The sequence below is a fragment of the Janthinobacterium sp. SUN120 genome, assembly GCF_030397735.1.
In the GTDB taxonomy this organism is placed as follows: Bacteria; Pseudomonadota; Gammaproteobacteria; order Burkholderiales; family Burkholderiaceae_D; genus Janthinobacterium; species Janthinobacterium kumbetense.
Genome location: NZ_JAPUBW010000002.1, coordinates 1,248,100 through 1,271,623 on the forward strand (window position 1 = coordinate 1,248,100; position 23,524 = coordinate 1,271,623).

27 protein-coding genes are annotated in these 23,524 nt (G+C 63.5%); 10 read left to right on the forward strand and 17 right to left on the reverse strand.

What is annotated here, in order from left to right; translation table 11 throughout:
• Positions 1-15 precede the first annotated feature (15 nt).
• The 8 genes from O0879_RS15290 to O0879_RS15325 form a co-directional block, all read right to left on the reverse strand.
• Complete coding sequence (locus tag O0879_RS15290) at positions 16-1,035, reverse strand: ABC transporter substrate-binding protein (protein WP_099666577.1); 1,020 nt, start codon at positions 1,033-1,035, stop codon at positions 16-18.
• 245 nt (positions 1,036-1,280) lie between these two features.
• Positions 1,281-2,567 carry an MFS transporter gene (locus tag O0879_RS15295; protein ID WP_099376599.1) on the reverse strand — a complete coding sequence of 429 codons (1,287 nt, stop codon included), beginning with the start codon at positions 2,565-2,567 and terminating at the stop codon, positions 1,281-1,283.
• 507 nt (positions 2,568-3,074) lie between these two features.
• On the reverse strand, positions 3,075-3,398 hold the full coding sequence (locus tag O0879_RS15300; RefSeq protein WP_289913233.1) for a thioredoxin family protein: 324 nt from the start codon (positions 3,396-3,398) through the stop codon (positions 3,075-3,077).
• An 18-nt stretch (positions 3,399-3,416) separates the two neighbouring features.
• Positions 3,417-4,112, reverse strand: coding sequence for a fumarylacetoacetate hydrolase family protein (locus O0879_RS15305; protein ID WP_289917230.1), 696 nt, complete (start codon positions 4,110-4,112; stop codon positions 3,417-3,419).
• A gap of 78 nt (positions 4,113-4,190) precedes the next feature.
• Positions 4,191-5,486 (reverse strand): MFS family transporter, encoded by a 1,296-nt coding sequence (locus tag O0879_RS15310; RefSeq protein WP_099666574.1) that lies wholly within the window; start codon positions 5,484-5,486, stop codon positions 4,191-4,193.
• A gap of 152 nt (positions 5,487-5,638) precedes the next feature.
• Complete coding sequence (gene pcaF, locus O0879_RS15315; protein ID WP_289917233.1) at positions 5,639-6,841, reverse strand: 3-oxoadipyl-CoA thiolase; 1,203 nt, start codon at positions 6,839-6,841, stop codon at positions 5,639-5,641.
• A gap of 39 nt (positions 6,842-6,880) precedes the next feature.
• Entirely contained in the window at positions 6,881-7,522 is a 642-nt protein-coding gene (locus O0879_RS15320; RefSeq protein ID WP_099666572.1) for a 3-oxoacid CoA-transferase subunit B, read from the reverse strand.
• Positions 7,523-7,532: 10 nt separating this feature from the next.
• Positions 7,533-8,231, reverse strand: coding sequence for a 3-oxoacid CoA-transferase subunit A (locus O0879_RS15325; protein ID WP_289917237.1), 699 nt, complete (start codon positions 8,229-8,231; stop codon positions 7,533-7,535).
• Positions 8,232-8,397: 166 nt separating this feature from the next.
• Here O0879_RS15325 and O0879_RS15330 point away from each other — a divergent pair, with 166 nt between their 5' ends.
• Positions 8,398-9,225, forward strand: a complete 828-nt coding sequence (locus tag O0879_RS15330; RefSeq protein ID WP_289900328.1) for an IclR family transcriptional regulator C-terminal domain-containing protein — start codon at positions 8,398-8,400, stop codon at positions 9,223-9,225.
• A 17-nt stretch (positions 9,226-9,242) separates the two neighbouring features.
• Here O0879_RS15330 and O0879_RS15335 read toward each other — a convergent pair whose 3' ends face one another.
• From O0879_RS15335 to O0879_RS15350, 4 genes are read right to left on the reverse strand one after another with little or no spacing between them, the layout of a single operon-like run.
• A complete protein-coding gene (locus O0879_RS15335; RefSeq protein WP_289917238.1) occupies positions 9,243-10,100 on the reverse strand; it encodes a ChaN family lipoprotein in 858 nt (285 codons plus the stop codon).
• 45 nt (positions 10,101-10,145) lie between these two features.
• A complete protein-coding gene (locus O0879_RS15340; RefSeq protein ID WP_289917240.1) occupies positions 10,146-10,577 on the reverse strand; it encodes a YeeE/YedE family protein in 432 nt (143 codons plus the stop codon).
• Entirely contained in the window at positions 10,574-11,011 is a 438-nt protein-coding gene (locus O0879_RS15345) for a YeeE/YedE family protein (RefSeq protein ID WP_289917242.1), read from the reverse strand. The genes O0879_RS15340 and O0879_RS15345 overlap by 4 nt, the downstream gene beginning before the upstream one ends.
• Before the next feature lie 8 nt (positions 11,012-11,019).
• Positions 11,020-11,373 carry a metalloregulator ArsR/SmtB family transcription factor gene (locus O0879_RS15350; protein WP_035822023.1) on the reverse strand — a complete coding sequence of 118 codons (354 nt, stop codon included), beginning with the start codon at positions 11,371-11,373 and terminating at the stop codon, positions 11,020-11,022.
• Between the two features lie 332 nt (positions 11,374-11,705).
• Between O0879_RS15350 and O0879_RS15355 the strand changes: the two genes are divergently transcribed.
• Entirely contained in the window at positions 11,706-12,107 is a 402-nt protein-coding gene (locus O0879_RS15355; RefSeq protein WP_289903572.1) for a hypothetical protein, read from the forward strand.
• Positions 12,108-12,204: 97 nt separating this feature from the next.
• Here O0879_RS15355 and O0879_RS15360 read toward each other — a convergent pair whose 3' ends face one another.
• The 4 genes from O0879_RS15360 to O0879_RS15375 are packed head-to-tail and all read right to left on the reverse strand — an operon-like array spanning position 12,205 to position 14,962.
• Positions 12,205-12,384 (reverse strand): hypothetical protein, encoded by a 180-nt coding sequence (locus O0879_RS15360; protein ID WP_099666566.1) that lies wholly within the window; start codon positions 12,382-12,384, stop codon positions 12,205-12,207.
• Complete coding sequence (locus tag O0879_RS15365; RefSeq protein ID WP_289917243.1) at positions 12,381-12,782, reverse strand: DUF3224 domain-containing protein; 402 nt, start codon at positions 12,780-12,782, stop codon at positions 12,381-12,383. The genes O0879_RS15360 and O0879_RS15365 overlap by 4 nt, the downstream gene beginning before the upstream one ends.
• Positions 12,782-13,369: a DUF1697 domain-containing protein gene (locus O0879_RS15370; RefSeq protein ID WP_099666564.1), complete on the reverse strand. Its 588-nt coding sequence runs from the start codon at positions 13,367-13,369 to the stop codon at positions 12,782-12,784. Before O0879_RS15370 ends, O0879_RS15365 begins: the two co-directional genes overlap by 1 nt.
• A 15-nt stretch (positions 13,370-13,384) precedes the next feature.
• The gene (locus tag O0879_RS15375) at positions 13,385-14,962 is read right to left on the reverse strand and encodes a HAMP domain-containing sensor histidine kinase (RefSeq protein WP_099666563.1); all 1,578 of its coding nucleotides are present in this window, start codon (positions 14,960-14,962) and stop codon (positions 13,385-13,387) included.
• Positions 14,963-15,163: 201 nt separating this feature from the next.
• On the opposite strand from O0879_RS15375, the gene O0879_RS15380 reads away from it, so the two are divergent.
• On the forward strand, positions 15,164-15,502 hold the full coding sequence (locus tag O0879_RS15380; RefSeq protein ID WP_070257435.1) for a hypothetical protein: 339 nt from the start codon (positions 15,164-15,166) through the stop codon (positions 15,500-15,502).
• On the forward strand, positions 15,499-16,344 hold the full coding sequence (locus O0879_RS15385; protein ID WP_289917245.1) for an HDOD domain-containing protein: 846 nt from the start codon (positions 15,499-15,501) through the stop codon (positions 16,342-16,344). Before O0879_RS15380 ends, O0879_RS15385 begins: the two co-directional genes overlap by 4 nt.
• Positions 16,345-16,480: 136 nt before the next feature.
• Here O0879_RS15385 and O0879_RS15390 read toward each other — a convergent pair whose 3' ends face one another.
• Positions 16,481-16,807, reverse strand: a complete 327-nt coding sequence (locus tag O0879_RS15390) for a hypothetical protein (RefSeq protein WP_034746769.1) — start codon at positions 16,805-16,807, stop codon at positions 16,481-16,483.
• A 686-nt stretch (positions 16,808-17,493) separates the two neighbouring features.
• Here O0879_RS15390 and miaB point away from each other — a divergent pair.
• The 6 genes from miaB (at position 17,494) to lnt (ending at position 23,390) form a co-directional block, all read left to right on the forward strand.
• Positions 17,494-18,861, forward strand: coding sequence for a tRNA (N6-isopentenyl adenosine(37)-C2)-methylthiotransferase MiaB (gene miaB / locus O0879_RS15395; protein WP_289917247.1), 1,368 nt, complete (start codon positions 17,494-17,496; stop codon positions 18,859-18,861).
• Positions 18,858-19,922 (forward strand): PhoH family protein, encoded by a 1,065-nt coding sequence (locus O0879_RS15400; protein ID WP_099666560.1) that lies wholly within the window; start codon positions 18,858-18,860, stop codon positions 19,920-19,922. Before miaB ends, O0879_RS15400 begins: the two co-directional genes overlap by 4 nt.
• Positions 19,906-20,370: an rRNA maturation RNase YbeY gene (gene ybeY / locus O0879_RS15405; RefSeq protein WP_289917250.1), complete on the forward strand. Its 465-nt coding sequence runs from the start codon at positions 19,906-19,908 to the stop codon at positions 20,368-20,370. The genes O0879_RS15400 and ybeY overlap by 17 nt, the downstream gene beginning before the upstream one ends.
• 4 nt (positions 20,371-20,374) lie before the next feature.
• Entirely contained in the window at positions 20,375-20,797 is a 423-nt protein-coding gene (locus O0879_RS15410; RefSeq protein WP_289917252.1) for a DUF4259 domain-containing protein, read from the forward strand.
• Between the two features lie 117 nt (positions 20,798-20,914).
• Positions 20,915-21,793: a transporter associated domain-containing protein gene (locus tag O0879_RS15415; RefSeq protein ID WP_071075558.1), complete on the forward strand. Its 879-nt coding sequence runs from the start codon at positions 20,915-20,917 to the stop codon at positions 21,791-21,793.
• Between the two features lie 16 nt (positions 21,794-21,809).
• Complete coding sequence (gene lnt, locus O0879_RS15420; protein ID WP_289917254.1) at positions 21,810-23,390, forward strand: apolipoprotein N-acyltransferase; 1,581 nt, start codon at positions 21,810-21,812, stop codon at positions 23,388-23,390.
• Positions 23,391-23,524 lie beyond the last annotated feature (134 nt).

Sequence of the window (23,524 nt, forward strand, 5' to 3'; positions counted from 1 at the left end):
GACAGTCTTTACGCCTTAATTGCCAGCCGAATAAATCTGTGTCGTCCAGCGTTGCAGCAAACGCTTGCGCGTGTCCGAGGCGCCATACTTGGCGAAGTCGTAGTTGATGGTCTTGATGTTTTCCAGGCGCGGCGAGGCGGCGGGAATGGTGGCGGCCACGTTGGACGGGATCTGGAACGCCAGCGCCTTCACGGCTTCGCTCTGCACGTCGGGACGCAGGGCGAATTCATAGAATTTCTTTGCCTGCTCCATGTTTTTCGCGCCCTTGACGATGCTCATCGAGCCGATCTCGTAACCCGTGCCTTCGCAGGGCGGCAAGACTTTCACGGGAAAGCCGGCCACGGTGAGTTTCATCAGGTCGTGCATGAAACCGATGGCCACGCCCGCTTCGCCGCGGCCCACGTCCTCGCCGGGCGCCACGCCCGCGTTCGGATACTTGCTGACGTTCTGGCCCATTTTCGCCAGGAAATCGAAGGCTTCCTCTTCGCCGAACAGCTGCACCACGGTGGCCAGCGCGTTGTAGGCGGCGCCCGAGGAGTTCGGGTTGGCCATCTCGATCTCGCCCTTGTAGGCGGGCTTGACGAGGTCTTTCCAGCATTGGGGCGGCGGCAGGTTTTTCTTCTTCAGCACGTTTTCGTTGTAGGCCAGGCCCAGGATGCCGATGTAGATGCCGACGGTGCGGTATTTGGCCGTCTCGGCCTGCTTGAGCGCCCACGGCTGCAGCTTGGGCAGGGTGGGCGACTTGTATTCTTCCGTATAGCCTTCGGCGGCCGCTTGCAGATGCGGGTCGCCCGTGCCGCCCCACCAGATGTCCGATTTCGGGTTGGACGCTTCGGCGCGGATCTTCGCGTAGGCCTCGCCAGCGCTCTTCCTGATCATCGATACCTTGATCTTGCTTTCCGCCTCGAAGCGGTTCTTCATCAGCTGGCACCACTCCATGTCGGCCGAACACAGCACGGACAGGCGTTCCTCGGCGGCCATGGCCGTCATCGGCAGGGCCAGGCTTATAGCAATCGCAACATTGCGCATCTTCATCGTCTCACTCCAAGTTTGTTGTCGTTGTGGTACTTCAGACCGCACCGCTATCTTGCGGTGTCACTGTCCAGGGATGTGCTTTTTCAAGACTTGCACTGCATTGCACACGTGTGCACACCTTACCACCAGCCGATTTTGACTGTCAACAAGAATCTCGGCAGGCGGGCGCCGTGGTGTTTTACCGACAAAAAAAGCCGCCAGCGTTGCAGCTGGCGGCTTTCGGGACCGGTGGGGTCAGAGGGGTGTTACTGCCAGGCTTCCTTGCCCTCGCGTGGCTTGCCTACCATCAGCAGCGCGCCCAGGGTCAGCACGGCTGCCAGCGACAGGTAATAGCCCACATATTGCAAGCCATAGTTCGTGGCCAGCCAGGTAGCGATGTACGGCGCCAGCGAAGCGCCCAGGATGCCGGCCAGGTTGAACGTCAGCGACGCGCCCGTGTAGCGCACTTCGGGCGGGAACAGTTCGGACAACATCGTGCCCAGCGGTCCGTAGGTCATGCCCATCAGGCCCAGGCCGACAGCCATGAAGACCGTCACTTCCCACGTCACGCCCGAACCGAACATGGGCGCGAGCACCAGGCCGAAGATGGCGATGGCGACGGAGACCCAGATCAGGGTGGCGCGGCGGCCGCGGCGGTCGGCCAGCACGGCCGAGAATGGAATCGTGAGGGCGAAGAACAGCACGGCAAACAGCTGCACGACGAGGAATTCCTTGCGCGTGAAACCCAGCTTGGTCGTACCCCAGCTCAGCGCGAACACCGTCATCAGGTAGAACAGCACGAAGGTGGCCAGGGCGATGATGGTGCCCAGAAACAACATGCGGCCATGCTGGCGGAACACGGTGGCCACCGGCAGTTTGACGACCTCGTTCTTGTCGATGACTTTCTGGAAGTCCGGCGTTTCCGTGATCTTCAAACGCACGTACAGGCCGACGATGACCAGCAGCGCGCTGGCGAGGAACGGGATGCGCCAGCCGTAGCTGAAGAATTGCTCATCGGTCATGGTTTCGCTCAGCAGCAGGAAGATGCCGCCCGACAGGAAAAAGCCGATCGGCGCGCCCAGCTGCGGGAACATGCCGTACCAGGCGCGCTTGCCCGGTGGCGCATTTTCCGTGGCCAGCAGCACCGCGCCGCCCCACTCGCCGCCCAGGCCCAGGCCCTGGCCGAAACGGCACAGCGCCAGCAGCAGCGGCGCCAGGGTGCCGATGGCGGCATACGTCGGCAGCAAGCCGATGATGACGGTGGAGATACCCATGGTCAGCAAGGCGGCCACGAGGGTCGCCTTGCGGCCGATGCGGTCGCCGAAGTGGCCGAACACGGCCGAACCGATGGGACGGGCGAAGAAGGCGATGGCGAACGTGGCCAGCGACTGCAGCACGGCGGCCGACGGGTCGCCGGCGGGGAAGAACAGTTTCGGGAACACCAGCACGGCGGCGGTGGCGTAGATATAAAAGTCAAAGAATTCGATGGTGGTGCCGATCAGGCTGGCGAACAGCACCGTGCCGGGGGAATTTTTCTTGGGGGGGGTGCTCATTTACTGCGCTCCTTGGGGAGGGTGTCTAAAGGCCATTCTCTGGATGTTTTTTCAGGCAGCAGCACAGCACGTTGTCTCCGTGTCGTTCGCATATCATAGCCTTGCGTGCATGCATTTGCTGCGCATTTGCTATTAAATTTGCAAACAAAAAACAACGGTTTTAGTTGCCGTAGCGAACTGCCGGCAACGCGCGCTAACGCGCCGTGATCAGTGCTGATTTAGAGAAACAACGGTCGTGCGCCATCCGGTTACCCGGGGCACGGCAGGAAAGGCGTCAGGGGATGGGCGACGTGTATCAGGCCCGGCGTATCGCCAGGCATTCCGTACCAGACCCGCGCGTCGGCATCGCGGCATCGGTCATTTGTGGTGAATCCTTGCCTGCGGCCCCTCCGGGTGGAGCGGGCCGGCGATGATCGCGCCTGCATCACGAAGGATGCGGTTGATCTTGCTGTAAGCGGCTTATGATACGCGCAGTGGTGCGGTGCGGCAAGAAATGATGGAAACCGCCTACGCGTCGATCAGGGCGAACGCCTTGGCGATCTCCGCGCTGTCGAGCGGGCGCACGAGGCGCGCCACTTCCTGGCCATCCTTGAGGAAAATCAAGGTCGGCCACAGTTTCACCCGGAAGTAACGTCCCAGGGCGCGGCCGGGGCCGTCTTCCACGCGCAGGTGCGGCACCTCGGGGTGCTGCGCAAAGGCGGCGGCCAGCGGCGCCTGGGTGGCGCGGCAGTGGCCGCACCAGCCCGTGCCAAATTCCAGCAGGGCCGGCCCCGCCAGGGCGTCGATCCCGGCCCGCGTGGGTTGCGCCACAGCATACGTGTCATTCATCATGCCAGTCTCCTTGACAACTTAGACCACTTTCACGCGCAAGGTCTCCAGGCCATCGATGGCCCCCACCAGTTCGTCGCCGCGCTGCACGGCCGCCACGCCGGCCGGCGTGCCCGTGTAGATCAGATCGCCGGGCTGCAAGGTAAAGTAGGTCGACAGGTCGGCGATGGTTTCCGCCACATTCCAGATCAGCATGTCGATGCTGCTGCCCTGGCGCAACTCGCCATTCACGTGCAGGGTGATGGCGGCATGGCTGACGTCGCCCGCCTGCGCGGCCGGGGTGATGGAACCGATGGGCGCCGAGTGCTCGAACGCCTTGCCCGTCTCCCACGGACGGCCCTGCTTTTTCGCCGCGCCCTGCACGTCGCGGCGCGTCATGTCCAGGCCGATCGCATAGCCCCACACGTGGCTCAGCGCATCGGCCACGCCGATATCGCTGCCGCCCTTGCCGATGGCCACCACCAGTTCCATCTCGTGCTGGAAATCCTGCGTCTGCGCCGGATACGGCAACTCGCCCGTCGTGCCGGCAGGCACGGGCAGCACGGCGTCGGCAGGCTTCATGAAGAAAAACGGCGCCTCGCGGCCCGTGTGGCCCATCTCCTTGGCATGGTCGACATAGTTGCGGCCCACGCAATAGATGCGGTGGACGGGGAAAGTATCAACGCTGCCGCTGACGGGAACGCTGGGCTGGATGGCTGCGGCAATGACATACGACATGGAAACTCCTGATCGGCACGATAAAAAGGCGGTGATGAAAAAGGGGACACCGCAGTGTCCCCTTATTTTACGGCAAGCTTACTTCAGCAGTCCCGAGCGGCTCGGGTCCGGCATGCGGATGGCCACGATGAAGGAAATCAGGCACATGATGGTCACGTACCAATAGAAATACTCTTCCACGTGCCAAGCCTTGAACTGCAGCGCCACGTATTCGGCCGAACCGCCGAACATGGCGTTGGCGACCGCATACGACAGGCCCACGCCCAGCGCGCGCACTTCGACGGGGAACATTTCCGCCTTGATCAAGCCGCTGATCGACGTATAGAAGCTGATGATGGCCAGCGCGATGATGATCAGGCCGAACGCCGCGTACGGGCTGGTGATGTCTTTCAAGGCATGCATGATCGGCAACACGCACAGGGTGGCCAGGCCGCCGAAGAACAGCATCGAGGTGCGGCGGCCGATGCGGTCCGACAAGGCGCCGAACACCGGTTGCAAAATCATGTAGACGAGCAAGGCGCACGTCATGACGGCGCTGGCCGTCTTGGTATCCATGCCGGCCGTGTTGACCAGGTATTTCTGCATGTAGGTGGTGAACGTGTAGAACACGAGCGAGCCGCCGGCCGTAAAGCCGAGCACGGTGATGAAGGCGCGCTTGTGCTTGAGCAAGCCGCGCAAGCTGCCCGCGTCCTTGTCCTTGCGCTCGCTGGCGGTGGTCGTTTCCGTCAGGGATTTACGCAGGTTCAGCGACACCAATGCGGCCAAGGCGCCGAAGACGAACGGGATGCGCCAGCCCCAGGCACGCAATTCTTCCAGGGTCAGCAATTGCTGCAAGACCACCAGCACCAGCAGCGCCAGCAACTGGCCGCCGATCAGGGTCACGTACTGGAACGAGGCGAAGAAACCGCGCTTGCCCGATTCCGACACTTCGCTCATGTAAGTGGCGCTGGTACCGTATTCGCCGCCCACGGACAAGCCCTGGAACAGGCGCGCCACCAGCAGCAGGAACGGGGCGAAGGCGCCGATGGTTTCATACGTGGGCAGCACGGCGATCATCAGCGAACCGCCGCACATCATCAGCACGGAAATCATCATCGACTGGCGGCGGCCGTACTTGTCGGCGATGCGGCCGAACAGCCAGCCGCCCACGGGACGCATGAGGAAGCCGGCGGCAAAGATGCCGGCCGTCTGCAGCAGCTGCGTCGTCGGGTTACCGGAAGGGAAGAAGGCGTGCGAGAAGTACAGCGCGCAGAACGAGTAAATGTAGAAGTCGAACCATTCGACCAGGTTACCGGAGGAAGCGCCAATGATGGCCTTGATGCGCTGCTGGGATGTCAGCTGCGCAACGTCATGCGGAGTATCGTGGGATGTCATATCAGTCTTCTTGTTCGTGTGAAAAAGCCAACGCCAGCCGGGTTGCCCAGGCTGGTTTTGCATCATACGCCCTTGATCAGGGTCAAAAAGCCGCCCGGCATACGCGTTAATACGTATCACCGGCAACTTTTTTCACCTGCAGGCGGGCGGAATCAGACCCGTTCCAGCACCAGCGCGATGCCCTGGCCCACGCCGATGCACATGGTGCAGAGTGCATAGCGCCCGCCCGTGCGGTGCAGCTGGTTGACGGCCGTCATCGCCAGGCGCGCGCCCGACGCGCCCAGCGGGTGGCCCAGGGCGATGGCGCCGCCATTTGGGTTCACGCGCGGGTCGTCGTCGGGTAAACCCAGCTGACGCAGCACGGCCAGGCCCTGGGCGGCGAACGCTTCATTGAGTTCGATGACGTCGAAATCGGCCAGGGTCAAGCCCGTCATGGCCAGCACTTTCAGGGTAGCGGGTGCGGGGCCGATGCCCATGATGCGGGGCGCCACGCCAGCCGTCGCCATGGCCACGACCCGCGCGCGGGGCGTCAAGCCAAAGCGGGCCGCGTTCGCCTCGTCGGCCAGCAGCAGGGCCGCCGCGCCATCGTTGACGCCGGACGCGTTGCCGGCCGTGATCGTGCCATCCGCGCGCACGACGGGCTTGAGTTTCGTCAAGGTTTCCAGGGTGGTGGCGCGTGGATGCTCGTCGCGGGCAACGATGACAGGGTCGCCCTTCTTCTGGGCGATGCTGACGGGGCAGATTTCACTGTCGAACACGCCCGCCTGCTGCGCCGCCAGCGCCTTGACCTGGCTGGCCAGGGCAAACGCATCCTGATCAAGACGGCTGATGCCGAAGTCCGACGCCACGTTTTCCGCCGTTTCCGGCATCGAATCGACGCCGTACTGCGCCTTCATCAGCGGGTTGATGAAGCGCCAGCCGATGGTCGTGTCTTCCATTTTCATGCCGCGCGAAAAGGCGCTGTCCGCCTTGCCCATGACAAACGGCGCGCGGCTCATGCTTTCCACGCCGCCGGCGATCAGCAAGCCCGCTTCGCCGCTCTTGATGAAGCGGGCGGCGCTGCCGATGGCGTCCAGGCCCGAGCCGCACAACCGGTTCAGGGTGGCGCCCGGCACGCTGTCGGGCAAGCCCGCCAGCAAGGCCGCCATGCGCGCCACGTTGCGGTTGTCCTCGCCCGCCTGGTTGGCGCAGCCGTACAGCACGTCGGTGACGGCGGTCCAGTCCACATTCGGGTTGCGCGCCATCAAGGCGCGGATGGGCACGGCGCCCAGGTCGTCGGCGCGCACGCCGGCGAGTCCTCCGCCATAGCGGCCAAACGGTGTGCGCTGGGCGTCGCAAATGTAAGCATGGGTCATCTTCTTTCCTCCAAGAAAGTGTATTGAATGGGCGGTGAATTAACGTCCGTCCGTCAGCGGCACGGCCGTCAACGCTTGCAACTGTTCGAAACTCAAGCCGTCCACCAGTTCGACGACCGTGGCGCCGGCGGGCGACAGGTCGAGCACGGCCAGGTCGCTGTAGATGCGGCTGACGCAGGCGATGCCCGTCAGCGGATACGTGCATGCCTGTACCAGCTTGCTTTCACCCGTCTTGGTCAGCAATTCCATCATGACCCAGGTTTTTTTCGCGCCGATGGCCAGGTCCATGGCCCCGCCCACGGCGGGAATGGCGTCCGGTGCACCCGTGTGCCAATTGGCCAGGTCGCCCGTGGCGGAGACTTGAAACGCGCCCAGCACGCAGATGTCCAGGTGGCCGCCGCGCATCATGGCGAAGCTGTCGGCGTGGTGGAAATAACTGCCGCCCGCCAGCAGGGTGACGGGCTGCTTGCCCGCGTTGATCAGGTCATAGTCTTCCTCGCCCGGCGCGGGCGCGGGGCCCATGCCGATCACGCCGTTTTCGCTGTGCAGGATGATGTCCGCGCCGGCCGGCAAGTGGTTCGCCACCAGGGTCGGCAAGCCGATGCCCAGGTTGACGACATTGCCTTCATGGATGTCGGCCGCCACGCGGGCCGCCATTTGATCTCGATTCCATTTATTCACTTGATATTCCTCAGGCAGCTTTGAAGCCGGCGGGGCCGGTGGCCGTGCGCGGCACTTGCACCAGGCGCTGCACGAACAGGCCCGGCGTGATGACGTGCTCGGGATCGATGCTGCCCAGCTCGGCAACTTCATGCACGGAAGCAATGCTGACTTTCGCGGCCATGGCCATGATGGGGCCGAAGTTGCGCGCCGTCTTGCGGTAAGTCAAGTTGCCCCAGCGGTCGCCCTGCTCCGCCTTGATCAGCGCGAAGTCGGCGTGGATCGGCGACTCGAACACATACATGCGGCCGTCGATCTCGCGCGTTTCCTTGCCCTTGGCCAAGTCCGTACCGTAACCCGTGGGCGTGAAAAAGCCGCCGATGCCGGCGCCGGCGGCGCGGATGCGCTCGGCCAGATTGCCCTGCGGCACCAATTCCAGCTCCAGCTTGCCTGTGCGGTACAGCGCGTCGAACACGTGGGAATCGGCCTGACGGGGGAACGAGCAGATGATCTTGCGCACTTGCCCGTTTTTCAGCAGGGCGGCCAGGCCCGTGTCGCCATTGCCCGCATTGTTGTTGACGATGACGAGGTCGCGCGCGCCCTGGGCGATCAAACCGTCGATCAGCTCGGCCGGCTGGCCCGCGCCGCCGAAGCCGCCAATCATGACGGTGGCGCCATCGTGGATATCGGCCAGCGCATCAAGCACGCTGGAACGCAGTTTGTCGATCATTGCCTGTCTCCTCCCAATCAAACTCATCAGACATTTGTTCGCACAACGAACAAATATTCGTATTTAGAACTTATTCGTGAGAATATGCCTGATCGGGGCGCTTGTCAATTTGCCGTTTTCGCCGGCCCCATGGCTATAATTGCCACCTTGACCAATTGGAATCGCCATGACCGCACGCAGCAGCACGCCCCTTTCCGCCGAAGAAACCCTCGATGCCGACGGCGCGCCGCGCCCCGGCGACAGCTATGTGCAATCGTTCGCGCGGGGCCTGGCCGTGCTGCGCAGCTTTGGCGCGGACGCGCCGCAACAGACCCTGAGCGAAGTGGCGGAGCGGGCGCAGCTGACGCGTGCAGGCGCGCGGCGCATCCTGCACACCTTGTTGCATCTTGGCTACGTGGAAGCGGATGGACGGCTGTTTCGCCTGACGCCGAAGGTGCTCGACCTCGGCTATGCCTATTTGTCGTCGCTGCCCGTGTGGACGCAGGCGCAGCCGCTGCTGGAAGAATTGATGCAGACCTTGCGCCAGTCGTGCTCGGCCACCGTGCTCGACGGCGACGACATCGTGTATGTGGTGCGCCTGTCCGCGCACCGCACCATGTCGATCAACCTGGGCATCGGCAGCCGCCTGCCTGCCTACTGCACCTCGATGGGACGGGTTTTACTGTCGGGCCTGGCGCCCGAGGTGCTACGCGAACGGCTGTCGAAGATGGCGCTGCTGAAAATCACGCCGGCGACCAAGGTCGATATCGATCTCTTGATGGAAGAGATTGCGCAAGTACGGCGCCAAGGCTGGTGCCTGGTGCAGGAAGAGCTGGAACAGGGCTTGATCGCCCTCGCCGCGCCCGTGTTCGACCGGGCCGGCAAGGTGGTGGCGGCCATCAACGTCAGCGGCCAGACGGCGGGGCCGTCCGTCGCGCACCTGCTGGAACACAGCTTGCCGAAACTGCTCGATACGGCAAGCCGGGTCAGCGCCCTGGTGCGGGTGCAGCAGTAGCGCTTATTGCTTGAACCTTATTTCTTGAATTTGGCGCACGGGTCCGGGCGCGGTTGCGCGGGCATCGTTTGCGTCAGGTCAAACGTGCCCTTGTAGCCGCTGCCGCCCTGCTCCAGGTAACCGATGCTGCGCACGTTCAGCTGCGGGTCGGCCAGCTTCAGCCAGCGGGGCACGCCGATATCCTTGCGCACGTGGTCGTTGCCGGCGATCAACACCACGTCGCGCGGCGCCTGGTCACGGATCAGCTTGGCCATCCAGATATCGCGCGCCACCTGGGCGTTGACGATACCTTTGATCATCATGTCGGGCAGCATATTGCAGCGGGCCGCCTGGACTTCCTTCTCTTGTCCGTCCAGGATATCGGCCGGCACGGGCGCGGCCAGGTACGTGGCCACCATGGCGGGCGGCATGGCCCACTGGATGCCGTCGCGCACGATGCGCGAGGCGTCGGCGGGCGACAGGTTGCCGGCGACCAGGCTCAGCTGGTAGCTGATGACGAGGTCCAGCACGGGCCGGTACAAGCTCCAGTCCCAGCGCGGCTGTTCCATCACGCGGATGATGCAATCGGGGTCGGCGCAATCGCGCGCGGCGCGCGTCAGCAAGGCCTGGTTTTCGCGGTCGAACTGTTCCATGACAATCACGGGACGCCAGCCGGTCGCCAGGCGGCGGCGCAATTCCTCGACGCGCAGGCGCTGGCCTTGCGCATTGTCATGGACTTCGCCCAGCAGCAACACTTGCGGATTGGGCAAGGTGTCGGCCACGGGCACAGGAGCGGGCGGAGCATCTTTCTTCAGCAAGCTGCCGCAGGCGGCAAGCGCCAGCACGCTGCACAACAGGGCGGCGCGCGCGCCGGCGCGGAAAATCACGGTTTTCATGTCAGGCGGGTATCTTCAAGTGGCGATGCGCCAGATTGTACCGTCTCAGGCCGGCGCCGGCAGCTTGCGGCGCTCCAGCACTTCAAAGACAAGCATGCCGGCCAGCATGGCGCCGGTAAACAGCCACGCCTTCGGCTGGCCCGCCAGCAGGGAGACGAGGGCGGGGCCGGGACAGAAACCGGCGATGCCCCAGCCCGCGCCAAAGGCCAGGCTGCCCAGCAGCAGGCGCCGGTCGATGCGCCGCGATACTGGCAATTGCATGGGTTCGCCCAGCAGCGCCGTGCTGCGCCGCCGCGCCAGCCAGAAGGCGGGCAGGGCCACGCCGATGGCGCCGCCCATCACCAGCGCCAGCGACGGGTCCCAGGCGCCGGCCAGGTCGAGGAAGCCGAGCACCTTGGCCGGGTTGCCCATGCCGGAAACGATCAGGCCCAGGCCGAAGACGAGGCCGCTCAACAGGGAAAGGATCAGCTTGCTCATAAGCTTGCCCACAGATGCCGCAACAGATAGACGGTGAGGAAACCGGCCGCCATGAAGGCGATGGTGGCCGCCAGCGAACGGGGCGACAGGCGCGACAGGCCGCACACGCCGTGGCCGCTGGTGCAGCCGGCGCCATAGCGCACGCCCACGCCCACCAGCAAACCCGCCACGATCAGGGCGGGCGTGCCCGCGTCGATCTGCACGGGCGGCAAGGCTTGCCACAGCGAATACAGCAAGGGCGTGCCGACCAGGCCGGCAAGAAAGGCGATGCGCCAGCCCAGGTCGCCACGACGCGGCCGCAGCAAGCCGCCGAGGATGCCGCTGATGCCGGCGATGCGGCCGTTGAACAGAATCAGCAGGGCCGCGGCCAGGCCGATCAGCATGCCGCCGGCCAGCGAGGCCCACGGCGTGAAATGCTGCCAGTCGATGTGCATGGAAATACTCAGTCCGCTTCGTCGTTGAACGTGGGGCGTGGCGCGCAAAATTGCGCGTACAGCACTTGCAGCACGGCCAGCACGGGCGCGCTGGCGACGCGGTAATAGATCTGCTTGCCGTCGCGCCGCGTGGCCACCAGCATCTCTTCGCGCAGCACGCCCAGCTGCTGCGACAGGGTCGGCTGGCCGATGCCCACTTTTTGCTCGAGGTCGCTGACGCAATGCTCGCCCTGCGATAGCTGGCACAGCAGCATCAATCGGTCGGCATTGCCCATGGCCTTGAGCAGCGAGCTGGCCTTGTAGGCCGAGCCACGCATGGCGTCGAGGTTGTATTCGGCGTGTTGTGTTGCGACTGTCTCCATCGTGCCCTCCCACAGGCGGTCATATTGATCATCATGCGATAAACAATATACTAATCAATATACTGTTTTCCTGCTGGCGATTCGCACAAAAAAACAACAGTGTTTTTCGGCGATAGCGTGCTCATGCGAAGTGTGCGGCAGCGATAGCCATCACGCTATCAAAATGATAAATATTCGTAATTTAAAGTAAATAAGCGTAGCAAAATTGCCACGACTTGTGCTGTAATAAGACCTCTTCAGAAAAATCGTGATACGCCCCCGTACAGGCGCATTGTCCGTCCAGGCGCAGGCCGGTTTTCGACCGCACCGCACGGTGAACCAGGGAGTCAAAGATGAAGTTACTTCAGCCGCTAGGCATGGCCATGCTGGCGCTGTCGGCGTGCGCCGGCAGTGCGGCGGCCAGCACCCCGCCCACGACACACGCCCAGGTCGTGAGCGACGACAGTCTCGGTTTCACCAGCACTGCCGACAATCCCGGCTGGGACACACCGGACTTGCCGTATGCGCGCCTGCTGGCGCAGGGCACCATGCTCAACGCGGCCCCGCGCTGGAGCAGCACCGGTGCGCGCCACGGCGCACTGCCTCCGTCCGCAGCCGCCACGGCCCCGGCCGTGCAGCAAACGAACGTGCCGCCGCCCGTGCCCGAAGCGAGCATGGTCTCGATGCTGCTGGTGGGGCTGGGCTTGCTGGCCTTTAGCATGCACGGTGAAAAACAGGAAAAATTCGATAGCTGACCCTATTCCGGCAGCCGATGCCGCTGCCTTAAAAAAAATTCCGCCTTGCGCGGAATTTTTTTTGCCTGCCGTGCCTGGGTTGATGCTCACTTGATGCTCACTTGTCCAGCAAGCGGCAAACCCGTTCGATATTACCCACAGGAATGCCCGACTTCAGGGCGCGTGCGATGCAGGCCGCCTTGTCCGTGCCCGAGGCGGAAATGAGCACGAAGGCCGTGCCCAGGACGCTGACGGCGACCAGCAATATCAGCACGCCCTTGACGATCTCCCAGTTCATGGCGCGTCAGCAATCTCATACGTGAAAGCATAATAATGCTTTCCCTCTTCGATGCGGATGGCCAGGCTGCCCGACAGCCCTTGCAATTGCTCCGTCCCCGTATCGGGCACCACCGTCACCGACAAGGCCGGCGCGCCGCGCGTCATCGTGCCGCTGTGCTGCAAATAAAAGCTGCCGTGACGTCCGTCCAGCGTGCCTTCCACCCGCTCCAGCGCCACATAGCCTGCCGAGCCCGCCACGCTGGCGCGCGCGCTGAGCATCTCGCCCCGCGCACTGGCGTCGAGGGCGCCGTGGTAGCGCTTGTCGAGCGACAGGCGTCCCAGCCCCGATTGCGCGGCCGTGTCCGACAAGGTTTCCGGGGTGATGATGACGTCGAAGGTACCGCGAATGGTAGGCATCAGTACTCCTTGGAAAATGAAGAGGTGGCGGCCGCCTCCGGCCCGTTCAGCAGCACATGTAATTTTTGCATGGTGGCCCAGTTGCGCGAGGTGACGCCATCGCCGAGCAGCACGCCCAGCGCCGCCACCACCTTGCTGGCCAACACGCCGTCGGGACACCAGGCATACGCGGCCCAGCGCCCCAGGACCAGCGCTTCCGGCTGCCACGGCCGCTGCGCCAGGGGCGCCAGGCGCTGCATGTCGGCCGGATTGTTCAGCACCAAGGTCAGCAGACGGGCCGCATCGGCCGCCGGCGCCAGGGTGTTTTGTTCGATCAGTTCGGCAAACTGGCTGGCCGACAGCACCGTCACCCGGGCCGCCACGCCCAGTTTCAGCACCAGCGCTTCCTCGATGCGGGCAGCGGCGTCGGCCGGCGCGACCTTGCCCCCGTCATACACGACGTTGCCGCTGTTGAGCACGGTACGCACCTGTGCAAAACCCAGGTCGCCCAGCAGCTTGCGCAGGTCGGCCATGGCCACGCGCTTGGCGCGGCCGACATTGATCCCGCGCAAAAGCGCCACTTGCTGACTATTTTCCATCTGTGCCATGTGTTATCTCCTTGCCTATGCCTGGCCGGCCGGAACGCTGGCGGCGCCTTCCGGCAATGGCGTCACCTTGGGCAGGCGCAGCAGGAACGTCGCGCCCTGCCCCAAGGTGCTGCTGACCGTGATGGTGCCGCCAAACTGCTTGGCAATCAAGTTGAATACGATATTCAAGCCCAGGCCCGTGCCGCCCTGTCCGCGCCGCGTGGTGACAAACGGGTCGAACACGCGGTCGAGCATGTCGGGTGCGATGCCGCGGCCATTGTCGCGCACCTGCATGGCGATCCAGTCGTTGTCGCCGTGCACGCCGATATGGATGTGGCCATCCGTATCCGCGTCGAAGGCGTGCTCGACACAGTTCAGGACCAGGTTGGTCAGCACCTGCGCCAGCGCGCCCGGATAGCTGTCGAGCATGATGCCGGGCGGGCAATCGATATCGATGCGGATGCGCGTCTTTTTCAGGGTCGGCTGCAGGCTCGAGATGACTTCGCCGATATAGTCGCGCAATTCGAACAAACGGCGCGCTTCGCTGACCTGGTCGACGGCGATCTGCTTGAAGCTGTGGATCAGGTGCGCGGCGCGGTAGGCATTGTTCATGATCAGGCGCGCGCTTTCGCCGGCCGTTTCCAAGTAGCGCACGATATCGGTCTTCTTCACGCTGCCGCCCGCCACCGCCGCGCTGATGCCATCGGTGGCTTCCTTCAGCACCGAGGCGCTGGTCAGCGCGATGCCGACCGGGGTGTTGATTTCATGCGCCACGCCCGCCACCAGGCTGCCCAGCGAGGCCAGGCGTTCCGACTGCAGCAACGATTCCTGCGCCCGGCGCAACTCGTCCATGGCCTGCGCCGTCTCCTGCTGCGAGCGGCGCGCCATGTCTTCCGCCTCGCGGCTGCCCTCGATGATGGACTTGAGCTTGCGCTGCACGGCATTGAAGCCGCGGATCACGTCGCCCAGCTCGTCGCGCCGGTTTTCCGGCAGCTCTTCGACGTCATCGCTGCCGCGCGTGGCCAGGTCGAACAAGCCGTCGCGCAACTGTTTCAAGGGGCCAAAGACGATGCGCAGGCTCAGCGCCAGGGCGCCCACCAAAATGATGTCAAGTAGCAACACTTCCAGCACCTTGCGCCGCACTTCGCCGCGCAGGGCCGCATCGATCTGGGCACGGCTGAAATTGACGATGACCTTGCCGACGATCACCGGCTTGCCGCCCGTGGCCGCGGCCACGGCGTCGCGGAACACCAGCGGCGCCTCGACGGGCGTGCCGCCCATGGCCACGTCGGAGGTCAAAGGCACCAGGGTGCCGGCCGCGTCGCGCACTTCGCCCGCGAACAGGCCGACGGAGGCGTCGTAGACGCGGATGCCGACCAGTTCCGGCGGCAGCATTTCGGCCGCGACGATGCTGTCGACCTTGGATTTGTCGAGGTCCCACAGGGCGGACGGCAAGCTGGTCTGCAAGCGGGTCAGCACGCCGCTGCGCAGACGCGCGCTGCCCGATTCGAGTTCCTTGCTCAAGGTATATTGGGTATAGCTACCCGAAATGCCCAGCACCAGGGTGACGATCACGACAAAAAGCAGGGTCAGCCGGACTTGGATACTCACCATCAATCAACACTCCCCGGGCCAGGCCGCCAGCCCGCGGCGCGGGCGCAGTGACGTCAGCGGACAACAGCCTGAATCAAATGTACGGTATGACATGCTTATTGGCAAGATTTACAGCAATGCCGTTTTCCACCAGGCCTTGATACAGGTTGAGACATTGCGTCATGGCAATGGTAATATCCCGCAATCATCTAAGGAGTCGTCATGGCGGTCATGCATCAACATCTACCCCTGGAACAAGTTCGTCCTGGCATGGTCTTGTCGGATGTCTTGCTCGATGCGCATGGACAAGTGCTGTTGCCGCAAGGCGCGGTACTGACGGAAAACATGTTGGCCCTGATGCCGCGCCACAACATCGACATGCTGCCGATCCAGGCGCCGCCCCCCTCGCCGGAAGAAATCGCCGCGCAACAGGCGGCCGACAGCGAACGGCTGGCCTATCTGTTCCGCAAGCATGACCCCGAGGATCCCCTGGACGCGGCCACCACCTTGCTGCGCAGCTATGTCACGGCTTACCGCCTGGGCACGGGAGAGGCCGCATGAGTACCCAGCTGACGCTCGACGACATCGTCGCCCACCTCGATGACTTGCCTTCGCTGCCCGCCGTCGTCATGGAACTATTGAACAGCATCGACCAGGAAGACGTCGATATTTCCGTGCTGGCCAAAAAAGTATCGTACGACCAGGCGCTGACGGCGAAAACCCTGCGCCTGGCCAACTCCTCGCAATATGGCTTGCAAGTGAAAGCCACCACCATCCAGCAGGCGATCACTTACCTGGGCTTCCAGACCACGCGCAGCCTGATCACGTCGGCGGCCATCACAGGTTGCTTCCCGGAAGGACGCTGCCCCGGTTTCGACGACAAGGCCTTCTGGCGCCATTCGGTGGCGACGGCCGCCTGCGCCAAGGTGCTGGCGCGGCAAATCCGCTTCAACCAGGATTACGCGTTCACGGCCGGCTTGCTGCACAACATCGGCCGCCTGGTGCTGGTCAGCAGTTTCCCCGCGCACTATGCGCAAGTCATCGCGCACCAGGCGGCGCACGATTGCAGCCTGCTCGAAGCGGAGCAAGCCGTACTGGGCGTGGATCACGTGCAAGCCGGCGTGGCGCTGGCCGAACACTGGAATTTTTCCGACACGATGCGCCTGGCGCTGGGCAACTATCTGCAGCCGGAAGCGCCGGGAGCAGGCTTCCTCGCGTCGCTGATCCACGTGGCCAATGCCGTCGTCTGCGCGCTCGACCTGGCGCAGGCGGGCGACGACATGGTGCCGCGCGTCTCGCCGGTAGCCTGGGATGCGCTGGGCCTGGGCGAAGACACGTATCTGCAGCTGTTCCGCGAGACGGAACTGCGCTACGACGAAATCACCTCGGCACTGCTGAGCTAAACATGGCCGCAAACGCAAACGGCTCTCGCTGCGAAGCGAAAGCCGTCAAGGGTACTGCGGTGTGTCCATGCTGCCCGGTCCACGCCAGTGCCGCCAGCAGCTACGCAAGCGGCACAGTCAGCGCGCCACCGCCGCATCAGTGCGCATAATTCGATTCTTGCGCATCGCCGCGGTCTTCCGCTTTTGGACGGCCCTGGGCGTCGGACAGACGATACTTGGTGCGGCGGTCGCCCATCAAGTCGCGCAGGTCACGGATGCTCATGCCCGTCACTTCGTGCATGCGGATCAGCAGCGAGGCGCCGACCGGCAAGCGGTGATGGCGGATCTTGCTGATGACGGGTGGCGCCACTTCGAGCAGACGCGACAGGGCTGCATCGTTTTTCAGCTGCATCTTGCTCAGCAGAATATCCAGCAGGTGGTTCGGGTTGTAACTCTCTTGCGATGCTAATGCATGATGTGCCATGATTTTTCCTCGTCTGGTGAATGTAGAAAATAATGCCGATACGAACTTAAGGCTGGCTTAGAGTGTTCAAATAAACGTCTGTCATCGGATTCAGCCCTCCCCCGCCTTTCCTCCGTATCGCACTGCCTGCACAGGACTCGCACAGCCACGCCCAGCCAACGTACGCAATTTGCCGCGTGAGTAAAAGCACGTGCAATTCACTGAAATGAATTGCATATAAGGCAATATACTAGTCCAAACACGCGGCATCTGCGCCTCGCGCAAACTTCCTGATTGTTAAATATCAATCAAGCTGCTGGTTGGCTTGGCAACGATGCCATTTCAACACATTAGGATGCCAGCGGGCGCACACAAGGCTTTGCAGCAACTTGTTACAAATCAATGGTGTCGCACGGCAATAAATGCTTTTGAGCATCACGATGCAGGGCCACATATACAGGCGACAACCTTGTCGGCAAGGTAAGCACAACATGGCCCGCCCCGGCGATTTACGCTAAACTATGGCCTGAACTTGCAGCGAGCCTGCCGCCGGGCAGCCAGAGGCGCCCGGCCGGTCATCCACCGCCTCCCGCCCCGAGCGGCGCACAGCGCAAGCCCCCTGCCCAGCTTATTTGCAGCCACACTGATTTGCTCCATTATTTGTCCCACTTATTTGCCGCCACATTTACCGATAAGCACCCGACGCCATGCAGAAAAAAGTATTCATTAAAACCTTCGGCTGCCAGATGAACGAGTACGACTCGGACAAGATGGCCGACGTGCTGGGCGCCTCCGATGGCCTAGTGCGCACTGACACGCCGGAAGATGCCGATGTGATCCTGCTCAATACCTGCTCCGTGCGCGAAAAGGCGCAGGAAAAAGTGTTTTCCGACCTGGGCCGTCTGCGCGAGCTGAAACTGGCCAAGCCGCACCTGCTGATCGGCGTGGGCGGCTGCGTGGCGTCGCAGGAAGGCGACGCCATCGTCAAGCGCGCGCCGTATGTCGACATGGTCTTCGGCCCGCAAACCCTGCACCGCCTGCCGCAGATGATCGAGCTGCGCCGCGCCAGCGGCGACGCGCAAGTGGACATCAGCTTCCCGGAAATCGAAAAGTTCGACCACATGCCGCCAGCCAAGGTGGAAGGCGCCTCGGCGTTCGTGTCCATCATGGAAGGCTGCAGCAAATATTGCAGCTACTGCGTCGTGCCCTACACGCGCGGCGAGGAAGTGTCGCGCCGCTTCGAGGACGTGCTGACGGAAGTGGCGGGCCTGGCCGCCCAGGGCGTCAAGGAAATCACCCTGCTGGGGCAAAACGTCAACGCCTACCGTGGCGCGATGGAAGGCGGCGAGATCGCCGACTTCGCCCTGCTGCTCGAATACGTGGCCGACATCCCCGGCATCGCTCGCATGCGCTTCGTCACCAGCCACCCGAAGGAATTCACGCAGCGCCTGATCGATGCCTATGCGAAGATCCCGCAGCTGGTCGACCACCTGTATTTGCCCGCGCAGCACGGTTCCGACAAGGTGCTCGGCGCCATGAAGCGCGGCTACACGGGCCTCGAATACAAATCCATCATCCGCCGCATCCGCGCCGTGCGCCCGAACATGGCCATTTCGTCCGACTTCATCGTCGGTTTCCCCGGCGAGACCCAGGCCGACTTCGACGCCATGATGAAGCTGATCGCCGACGTGGGCTTCGACAACAGCTACAGCTTCATCTTCAGCAAGCGCCCCGGCACGCCGGCCGCCAGCCTGGAAGACGACACGCCGCATGACGTCAAGCTGGCTCGCTTGCAACAGTTGCAAGCGGCCATCGACGCCAACACGCGCAAATACAGCCTGGCCATGGTCGGCACCGTGCAAACCATCCTCGTCGAAGGCCGCTCGAAGAAGGACACCAATGACAGCGAACTGCAAGGCCGCACGGAAAACAACCGAGTGGTCAATTTCGACGCCGGCCCCGACGGTTTGCAATTGGTCGGCCAGCTGGTCGACGTGCGCATCACCGAAAGCCATTCCTACACCCTGCGCGGCGAACTCGTCGCCAGCGCACCCGCATTGAAAAGAGCCAGTTGAAAACCAAAGCCCCGATACAGCCGCATTACTTCATCCCCGAGCCGCTCGACAACACGCGCCTGGCGCACCTGTGCGGCCCCCTCGATGAAAACCTGCGCCAGATTTCCGCCGCCCTCGACGTGACGATCTTCCGCCGCGGCGAGAAATTCATCGTCGGCGGCAGCAATGCCGAACGCGCCGTGGAAATCCTCGAGCAGTTCTACGCCATCGCCAACAAGGTCGTGCCGCTGGAAGAAGTGCAGCTGGCCCTGGTGGAACAGCGTGCGGGCCTGTCCGCCGCCTCGGAACACCACGCCAACGCCCCCGTCAGCACCTTCGTCGAGCCCGACATCGCCAGCCCCGTGCTGAAAACCCGGCGCGCCGACCTGCGCGGGCGCACGCCGCACCAGATCGCGTATTTGCGCGACATCCTCGAGCACGACATCAGCTTCGGCGTGGGCCCGGCGGGCACGGGTAAAACCTACCTGGCCGTCGCCTGCGCCGTCGACGCGCTCGAACGCGACGCCGTCAAGCGCATCATCTTGACGCGCCCCGCCGTCGAAGCGGGCGAACGCCTGGGCTTCCTGCCGGGTGACCTGGCGCAAAAGGTCGACCCGTATCTGCGTCCCCTCTACGATGCGCTGTATGATTTGCTGGGCTTTGACCGCACGCAAAAACTGTTTGAAAAACAGGTGATCGAGATCGCCCCGCTGGCCTACATGCGCGGACGCACCCTGAACCACGCCTTCGTCATCCTTGACGAGGCGCAAAACACCACCGTCGAACAGATGAAGATGTTTTTGACGCGCATCGGCTTCGGCAGCAAGGCCGTGGTGACGGGCGACGTCACGCAAGTCGACCTGCACAAGAGCCAGACGAGCGGCCTGATCGACGCCGTGCACGTATTGAAAGACGTGCGCGGCATCGGCTTCACGCAATTTAACAGCACCGACGTGGTGCGCCATCCGCTCGTCGCGCGCATCGTCGACGCCTATGAAACGGCGCAGGCGGCCAACGCCGACGCCGCCCAGTTACTCCCCTTGTTGAAACCAGCTGCCGCCAAAAATGTCCGAAAAAAATAAACTGTCCCTGTCCGTGCAATACCCGGACGCCCGCCTGGAAACCCTGATCACGCGCCCGAAAGTGCGCCGCTGGGTCAAGGCGGCCCTGTTCGCCCCCGCAGAATTCACCATCCGCTTCGTCGACGCGGCGGAAGGCCGTACCTTGAACCGCGATTACCGCGAAAAGGACTACGCCACCAACGTGCTGACGTTCGCCTACAACGAAGGCGAAGAGTTAAGCGACGACGAGCCGACGCGCGCCGACATCATCCTGTGCACCGACGTGCTGGAAAAGGAAGCGGCGGAACAGAAGAAAAGCGTGGAAGAGCATACGGCCCATCTGATCGTGCACGGCGTGCTGCATGCGCAGGGCTACGACCACATGGATGACGAAGAAGCGGCCGAAATGGAGGGCCTGGAAACGGACATCCTGGCCAAGCTCGGCATTACCGATCCGTACAAGGAGTAAGACCATGGGAACCTGGGCCACTGACGCCTTCGGCAACGACTACGCCATGGATTGGGCGCAGGACTTGCACGAATATAAAACCTTGGAACTGGTCGAGACGACGCTCGACAACGTCATCGACAGCCAGGAAGCGGAACTGGAAGCGCCGTTCGCCGCCGAAGCGCTGGCCGCGCTGGAAGTGATCGCGCGCCTCCTGGGCAAGCCGGGCGAGGACGACCCGGCCACGGCGGAAGTGGACGAGTGGGTGGCCGCCTGCAAGAAGAAGGTGACGCCGCCGCTGCTGGACAAGGCGCGCCTGGCCTTCGAGCGCATCACGGCCGAGTCGTCGGAACTGCGCCAGCTGTGGCAGGACAGCGAGCATTTCGCCGACTGGCAGGCAGACGTGGCGGCCTTGCACGCGCGCGTGCTGGGCCCGGACGCCGCGTAAAACATCGGGCAACGGCGCACTTCAACGTATTAAATTTGCATCAAAAGCGGGGAAATCCGGTATTCCCCCACTTTTGGTGTATCCTATATCCCTTCGCAACAACGGCTCACGCCTCCTATGCCCGAGCACCCTAGTGGCGTCAGAACTGACGTCAAGCCCCACCGGTCACTGTTTGAACGCCTGACCGCACTCATTTCCCCCGAGCCAGAGAACCGTGCAGAATTGCTCGATGTTCTACACGATGCGCATGAACGCAAGCTGATCGACGCCGACGCCCTGTCGATGATCGAAGGCGTGTTTCAGGTATCGGATCTCTGTGCGCGCGACATCATGATTCCCCGCTCGCAAATGGATGTCATCGACATCAGCAAGCCGATCGAGGAATGGATGCCGGAAGTCCTGTCCACCGCCCACTCGCGCTTCCCCGCGATCGAAGGCGAGCGCGACAAGGTCATCGGTATCCTGCTGGCGAAAGACTTGCTGCGTTATTACGCAGAAGAAACTTTCGACGTCCGCGACATGCTGCGCCCCGCCATCTTCATCCCCGAATCGAAACGCCTGAATGTGCTGCTGCGCGATTTCCGCGCCAACCACAATCACATGGCCATCGTCGTCGATGAATACAGCGGCGTCGCCGGCCTGATCACCATCGAAGACGTGCTGGAACAGATCGTCGGCGATATCGAGGATGAATACGACTTCGACGAAGCCGAGGACAACATCCTGTCGCTCAAGGAAGGCCAGTTCGGCCCCCGCTGGCGCGTCAAGGCGCTGACCGAGATCGAGCAGTTCAACGAAGAAGTGGGCAGCCACCTGGTGGACGACGACGTCGACACCATCGGCGGCCTCGTGTCGAAGTACCTGGGCCGCATGGCGCACAAGGGCGATATTTTCGACCTGGGCAATCTGCGCTTCGAGGTGCTGCGCGCCGATGCGCGCCAGGTGCACGTGCTGCTCGTCGAGCGCCTGCCCAACGTGCCGGAACTGGAACTCTGACATGCGCGTCCTGTAAATGCGTTTCAGACGCGCCGACCCCAACGCCCCCGCCAAACCGCCCCGCAGCACCTGGGCGCGCATGCTGACTGCCGCCATCGCCGGCGCCGTCGCCGTGCTGGCGTTCGCCCCTTTCGGCTACTGGCCGCTGCAAATCCTCAGCCTGGGCGTGCTGTTCTACCAGGTGCTGCGTTCGTCCAGCGTCAAGGGCGGCGCGCTGATCGGCTGGGCCTACGGCTTCGGCTGGTGCGCGGCCGGCACGCACTGGCTGTACATTTCCATGCACCGCTATGGCGACATGGCCGCGCCGATTGCCGCCGTCGCCGTGGCCCTGCTGGCCCTGTTGATGGCCATTTACGTGGCCCTGGCCATGGGTGCTGCCGCCTGGCTGCGCCAGCGCTGGGTGCTGTCCCTGCCCGCCATGACCCTGCTGGTGCTGCCCGCGACCTGGACCCTGTTCGAATGGACGCGCGGCTGGCTGTTTACGGGTTTCCCGTGGCTGGCCACCGGTTACGCCCACAATGCCAGCCCGCTGGCCGGCTTCGCCCCCATCGTTGGGTCATATGGCCTGGGCTGGCTGGCGGCGCTGTCGGCCGGCGCCCTGCTCTTGCTCACGCACCGTACGCGCTGGTTCGCGCTGGGCGGCGTGATCGCGCTGTACGCAGCCGGCATCGGCTTGCAGTACGTGGCGTGGACGCATCCGGTCGGACGCCCGATCACGGTGCGCCTGCTGCAGGGCAATGTGCCGCAGCAGCAGAAATTCGACCCCGGCTTCGTGCTGGGCGCCCTGCAGATGTACCAGGGCGCCATCACCAGCGCGCCGGCCGACCTGATCGCCACGCCGGAAACGGCCGTCACCGTGCTGCCGCACCAGCTGCCGCCCGGCTATCTGGATAGCCTGGCGACGTATGCGCGGCAGACGGGCAGCTCGATTTTGGTCGGCATGCCCGTGCTCGACGAGCAGCAGCGCTTTTACAATGCAGCCGTGGGGATCACGCCCAACGGCACGCCGGGACCGTATTACCAGTACCGCAAGCACCACCTGGTGCCGTTCGGCGAATTCGTGCCGCCCGGCCTGCACTGGTTTGTCGCCATGATGGCCATCCCGCTGGGCGACATGGGCCGCGGCGCCGAGGTGCAAGCGCCTTTGGCCGTGCGCGACCAGCTGGTGCTGCCGAATATCTGCTACGAAGACTTGTTTGGCGAGGAAATCGCCGGCCAGCTGGCCAGCGCCCACCGCAATGGCAAGCAGTCGGCATCGGTGCTGCTGAATATCTCGAACCTGGCCTGGTTTGGCGACTCGATCGCCATCCCGCAGCATTTGCAGATTTCGCAGATGCGCAGCATGGAAACGGGCCGCCCGATGCTGCGCTCGACGAATACGGGCGCCACCGCCGTCATCGACGGCAAGGGCGTGGTGCAAAGCCTGCTGCCGCCGGAACAGCAAGCCACCCTGGCGGCCAAGGTGCAAGGCATGGGCGGCATGACGCCATACATTCTTTACGGCAACAAACTGGTGCTGGCCCTGGCCGCGCTGGCCCTGCTGACGGCCTTCCTGCTGTCGCGCGCCGCCCGCCGTGGCCGCGCCGCGCAGCAATAAGCGGCCGATATTGCCCGAAGAGTCACAGTGGGCCCGTAAAAACCGCTAAAATTAGCAAAACCCCGGCCCGGACGCGCTTCCAAGCATGTGTCCGGGCTTCAAGCAAACCTTAACAAAGCGCAGCCTCCCGCGCG

Coding starts and splice junctions, on each gene's coding strand:
- O0879_RS15290 (WP_099666577.1), bottom strand. CDS start 1,035: ATGAAGATGCGCAATGTTGCGATTGCTATAAGCCTGGCCCTGCCGATG.
- O0879_RS15295 (WP_099376599.1), bottom strand. CDS start 2,567: ATGAGCACCCCCCCCAAGAAAAATTCCCCCGGCACGGTGCTGTTCGCC.
- O0879_RS15300 (WP_289913233.1), bottom strand. CDS start 3,398: ATGATGAATGACACGTATGCTGTGGCGCAACCCACGCGGGCCGGGATC.
- O0879_RS15305 (WP_289917230.1), bottom strand. CDS start 4,112: ATGTCGTATGTCATTGCCGCAGCCATCCAGCCCAGCGTTCCCGTCAGC.
- O0879_RS15310 (WP_099666574.1), bottom strand. CDS start 5,486: ATGACATCCCACGATACTCCGCATGACGTTGCGCAGCTGACATCCCAG.
- pcaF (WP_289917233.1), bottom strand. CDS start 6,841: ATGACCCATGCTTACATTTGCGACGCCCAGCGCACACCGTTTGGCCGC.
- O0879_RS15325 (WP_289917237.1), bottom strand. CDS start 8,231: ATGATCGACAAACTGCGTTCCAGCGTGCTTGATGCGCTGGCCGATATC.
- O0879_RS15330 (WP_289900328.1), top strand. CDS start 8,398: ATGACCGCACGCAGCAGCACGCCCCTTTCCGCCGAAGAAACCCTCGAT.
- O0879_RS15335 (WP_289917238.1), bottom strand. CDS start 10,100: ATGAAAACCGTGATTTTCCGCGCCGGCGCGCGCGCCGCCCTGTTGTGC.
- O0879_RS15340 (WP_289917240.1), bottom strand. CDS start 10,577: ATGAGCAAGCTGATCCTTTCCCTGTTGAGCGGCCTCGTCTTCGGCCTG.
- O0879_RS15345 (WP_289917242.1), bottom strand. CDS start 11,011: ATGCACATCGACTGGCAGCATTTCACGCCGTGGGCCTCGCTGGCCGGC.
- O0879_RS15350 (WP_035822023.1), bottom strand. CDS start 11,373: ATGGAGACAGTCGCAACACAACACGCCGAATACAACCTCGACGCCATG.
- O0879_RS15355 (WP_289903572.1), top strand. CDS start 11,706: ATGAAGTTACTTCAGCCGCTAGGCATGGCCATGCTGGCGCTGTCGGCG.
- O0879_RS15360 (WP_099666566.1), bottom strand. CDS start 12,384: ATGAACTGGGAGATCGTCAAGGGCGTGCTGATATTGCTGGTCGCCGTC.
- O0879_RS15365 (WP_289917243.1), bottom strand. CDS start 12,782: ATGCCTACCATTCGCGGTACCTTCGACGTCATCATCACCCCGGAAACC.
- O0879_RS15370 (WP_099666564.1), bottom strand. CDS start 13,369: ATGGCACAGATGGAAAATAGTCAGCAAGTGGCGCTTTTGCGCGGGATC.
- O0879_RS15375 (WP_099666563.1), bottom strand. CDS start 14,962: ATGGTGAGTATCCAAGTCCGGCTGACCCTGCTTTTTGTCGTGATCGTC.
- O0879_RS15380 (WP_070257435.1), top strand. CDS start 15,164: ATGGCGGTCATGCATCAACATCTACCCCTGGAACAAGTTCGTCCTGGC.
- O0879_RS15385 (WP_289917245.1), top strand. CDS start 15,499: ATGAGTACCCAGCTGACGCTCGACGACATCGTCGCCCACCTCGATGAC.
- O0879_RS15390 (WP_034746769.1), bottom strand. CDS start 16,807: ATGGCACATCATGCATTAGCATCGCAAGAGAGTTACAACCCGAACCAC.
- miaB (WP_289917247.1), top strand. CDS start 17,494: ATGCAGAAAAAAGTATTCATTAAAACCTTCGGCTGCCAGATGAACGAG.
- ybeY (WP_289917250.1), top strand. CDS start 19,906: ATGTCCGAAAAAAATAAACTGTCCCTGTCCGTGCAATACCCGGACGCC.
- O0879_RS15410 (WP_289917252.1), top strand. CDS start 20,375: ATGGGAACCTGGGCCACTGACGCCTTCGGCAACGACTACGCCATGGAT.
- O0879_RS15415 (WP_071075558.1), top strand. CDS start 20,915: ATGCCCGAGCACCCTAGTGGCGTCAGAACTGACGTCAAGCCCCACCGG.
- lnt (WP_289917254.1), top strand. CDS start 21,810: ATGCGTTTCAGACGCGCCGACCCCAACGCCCCCGCCAAACCGCCCCGC.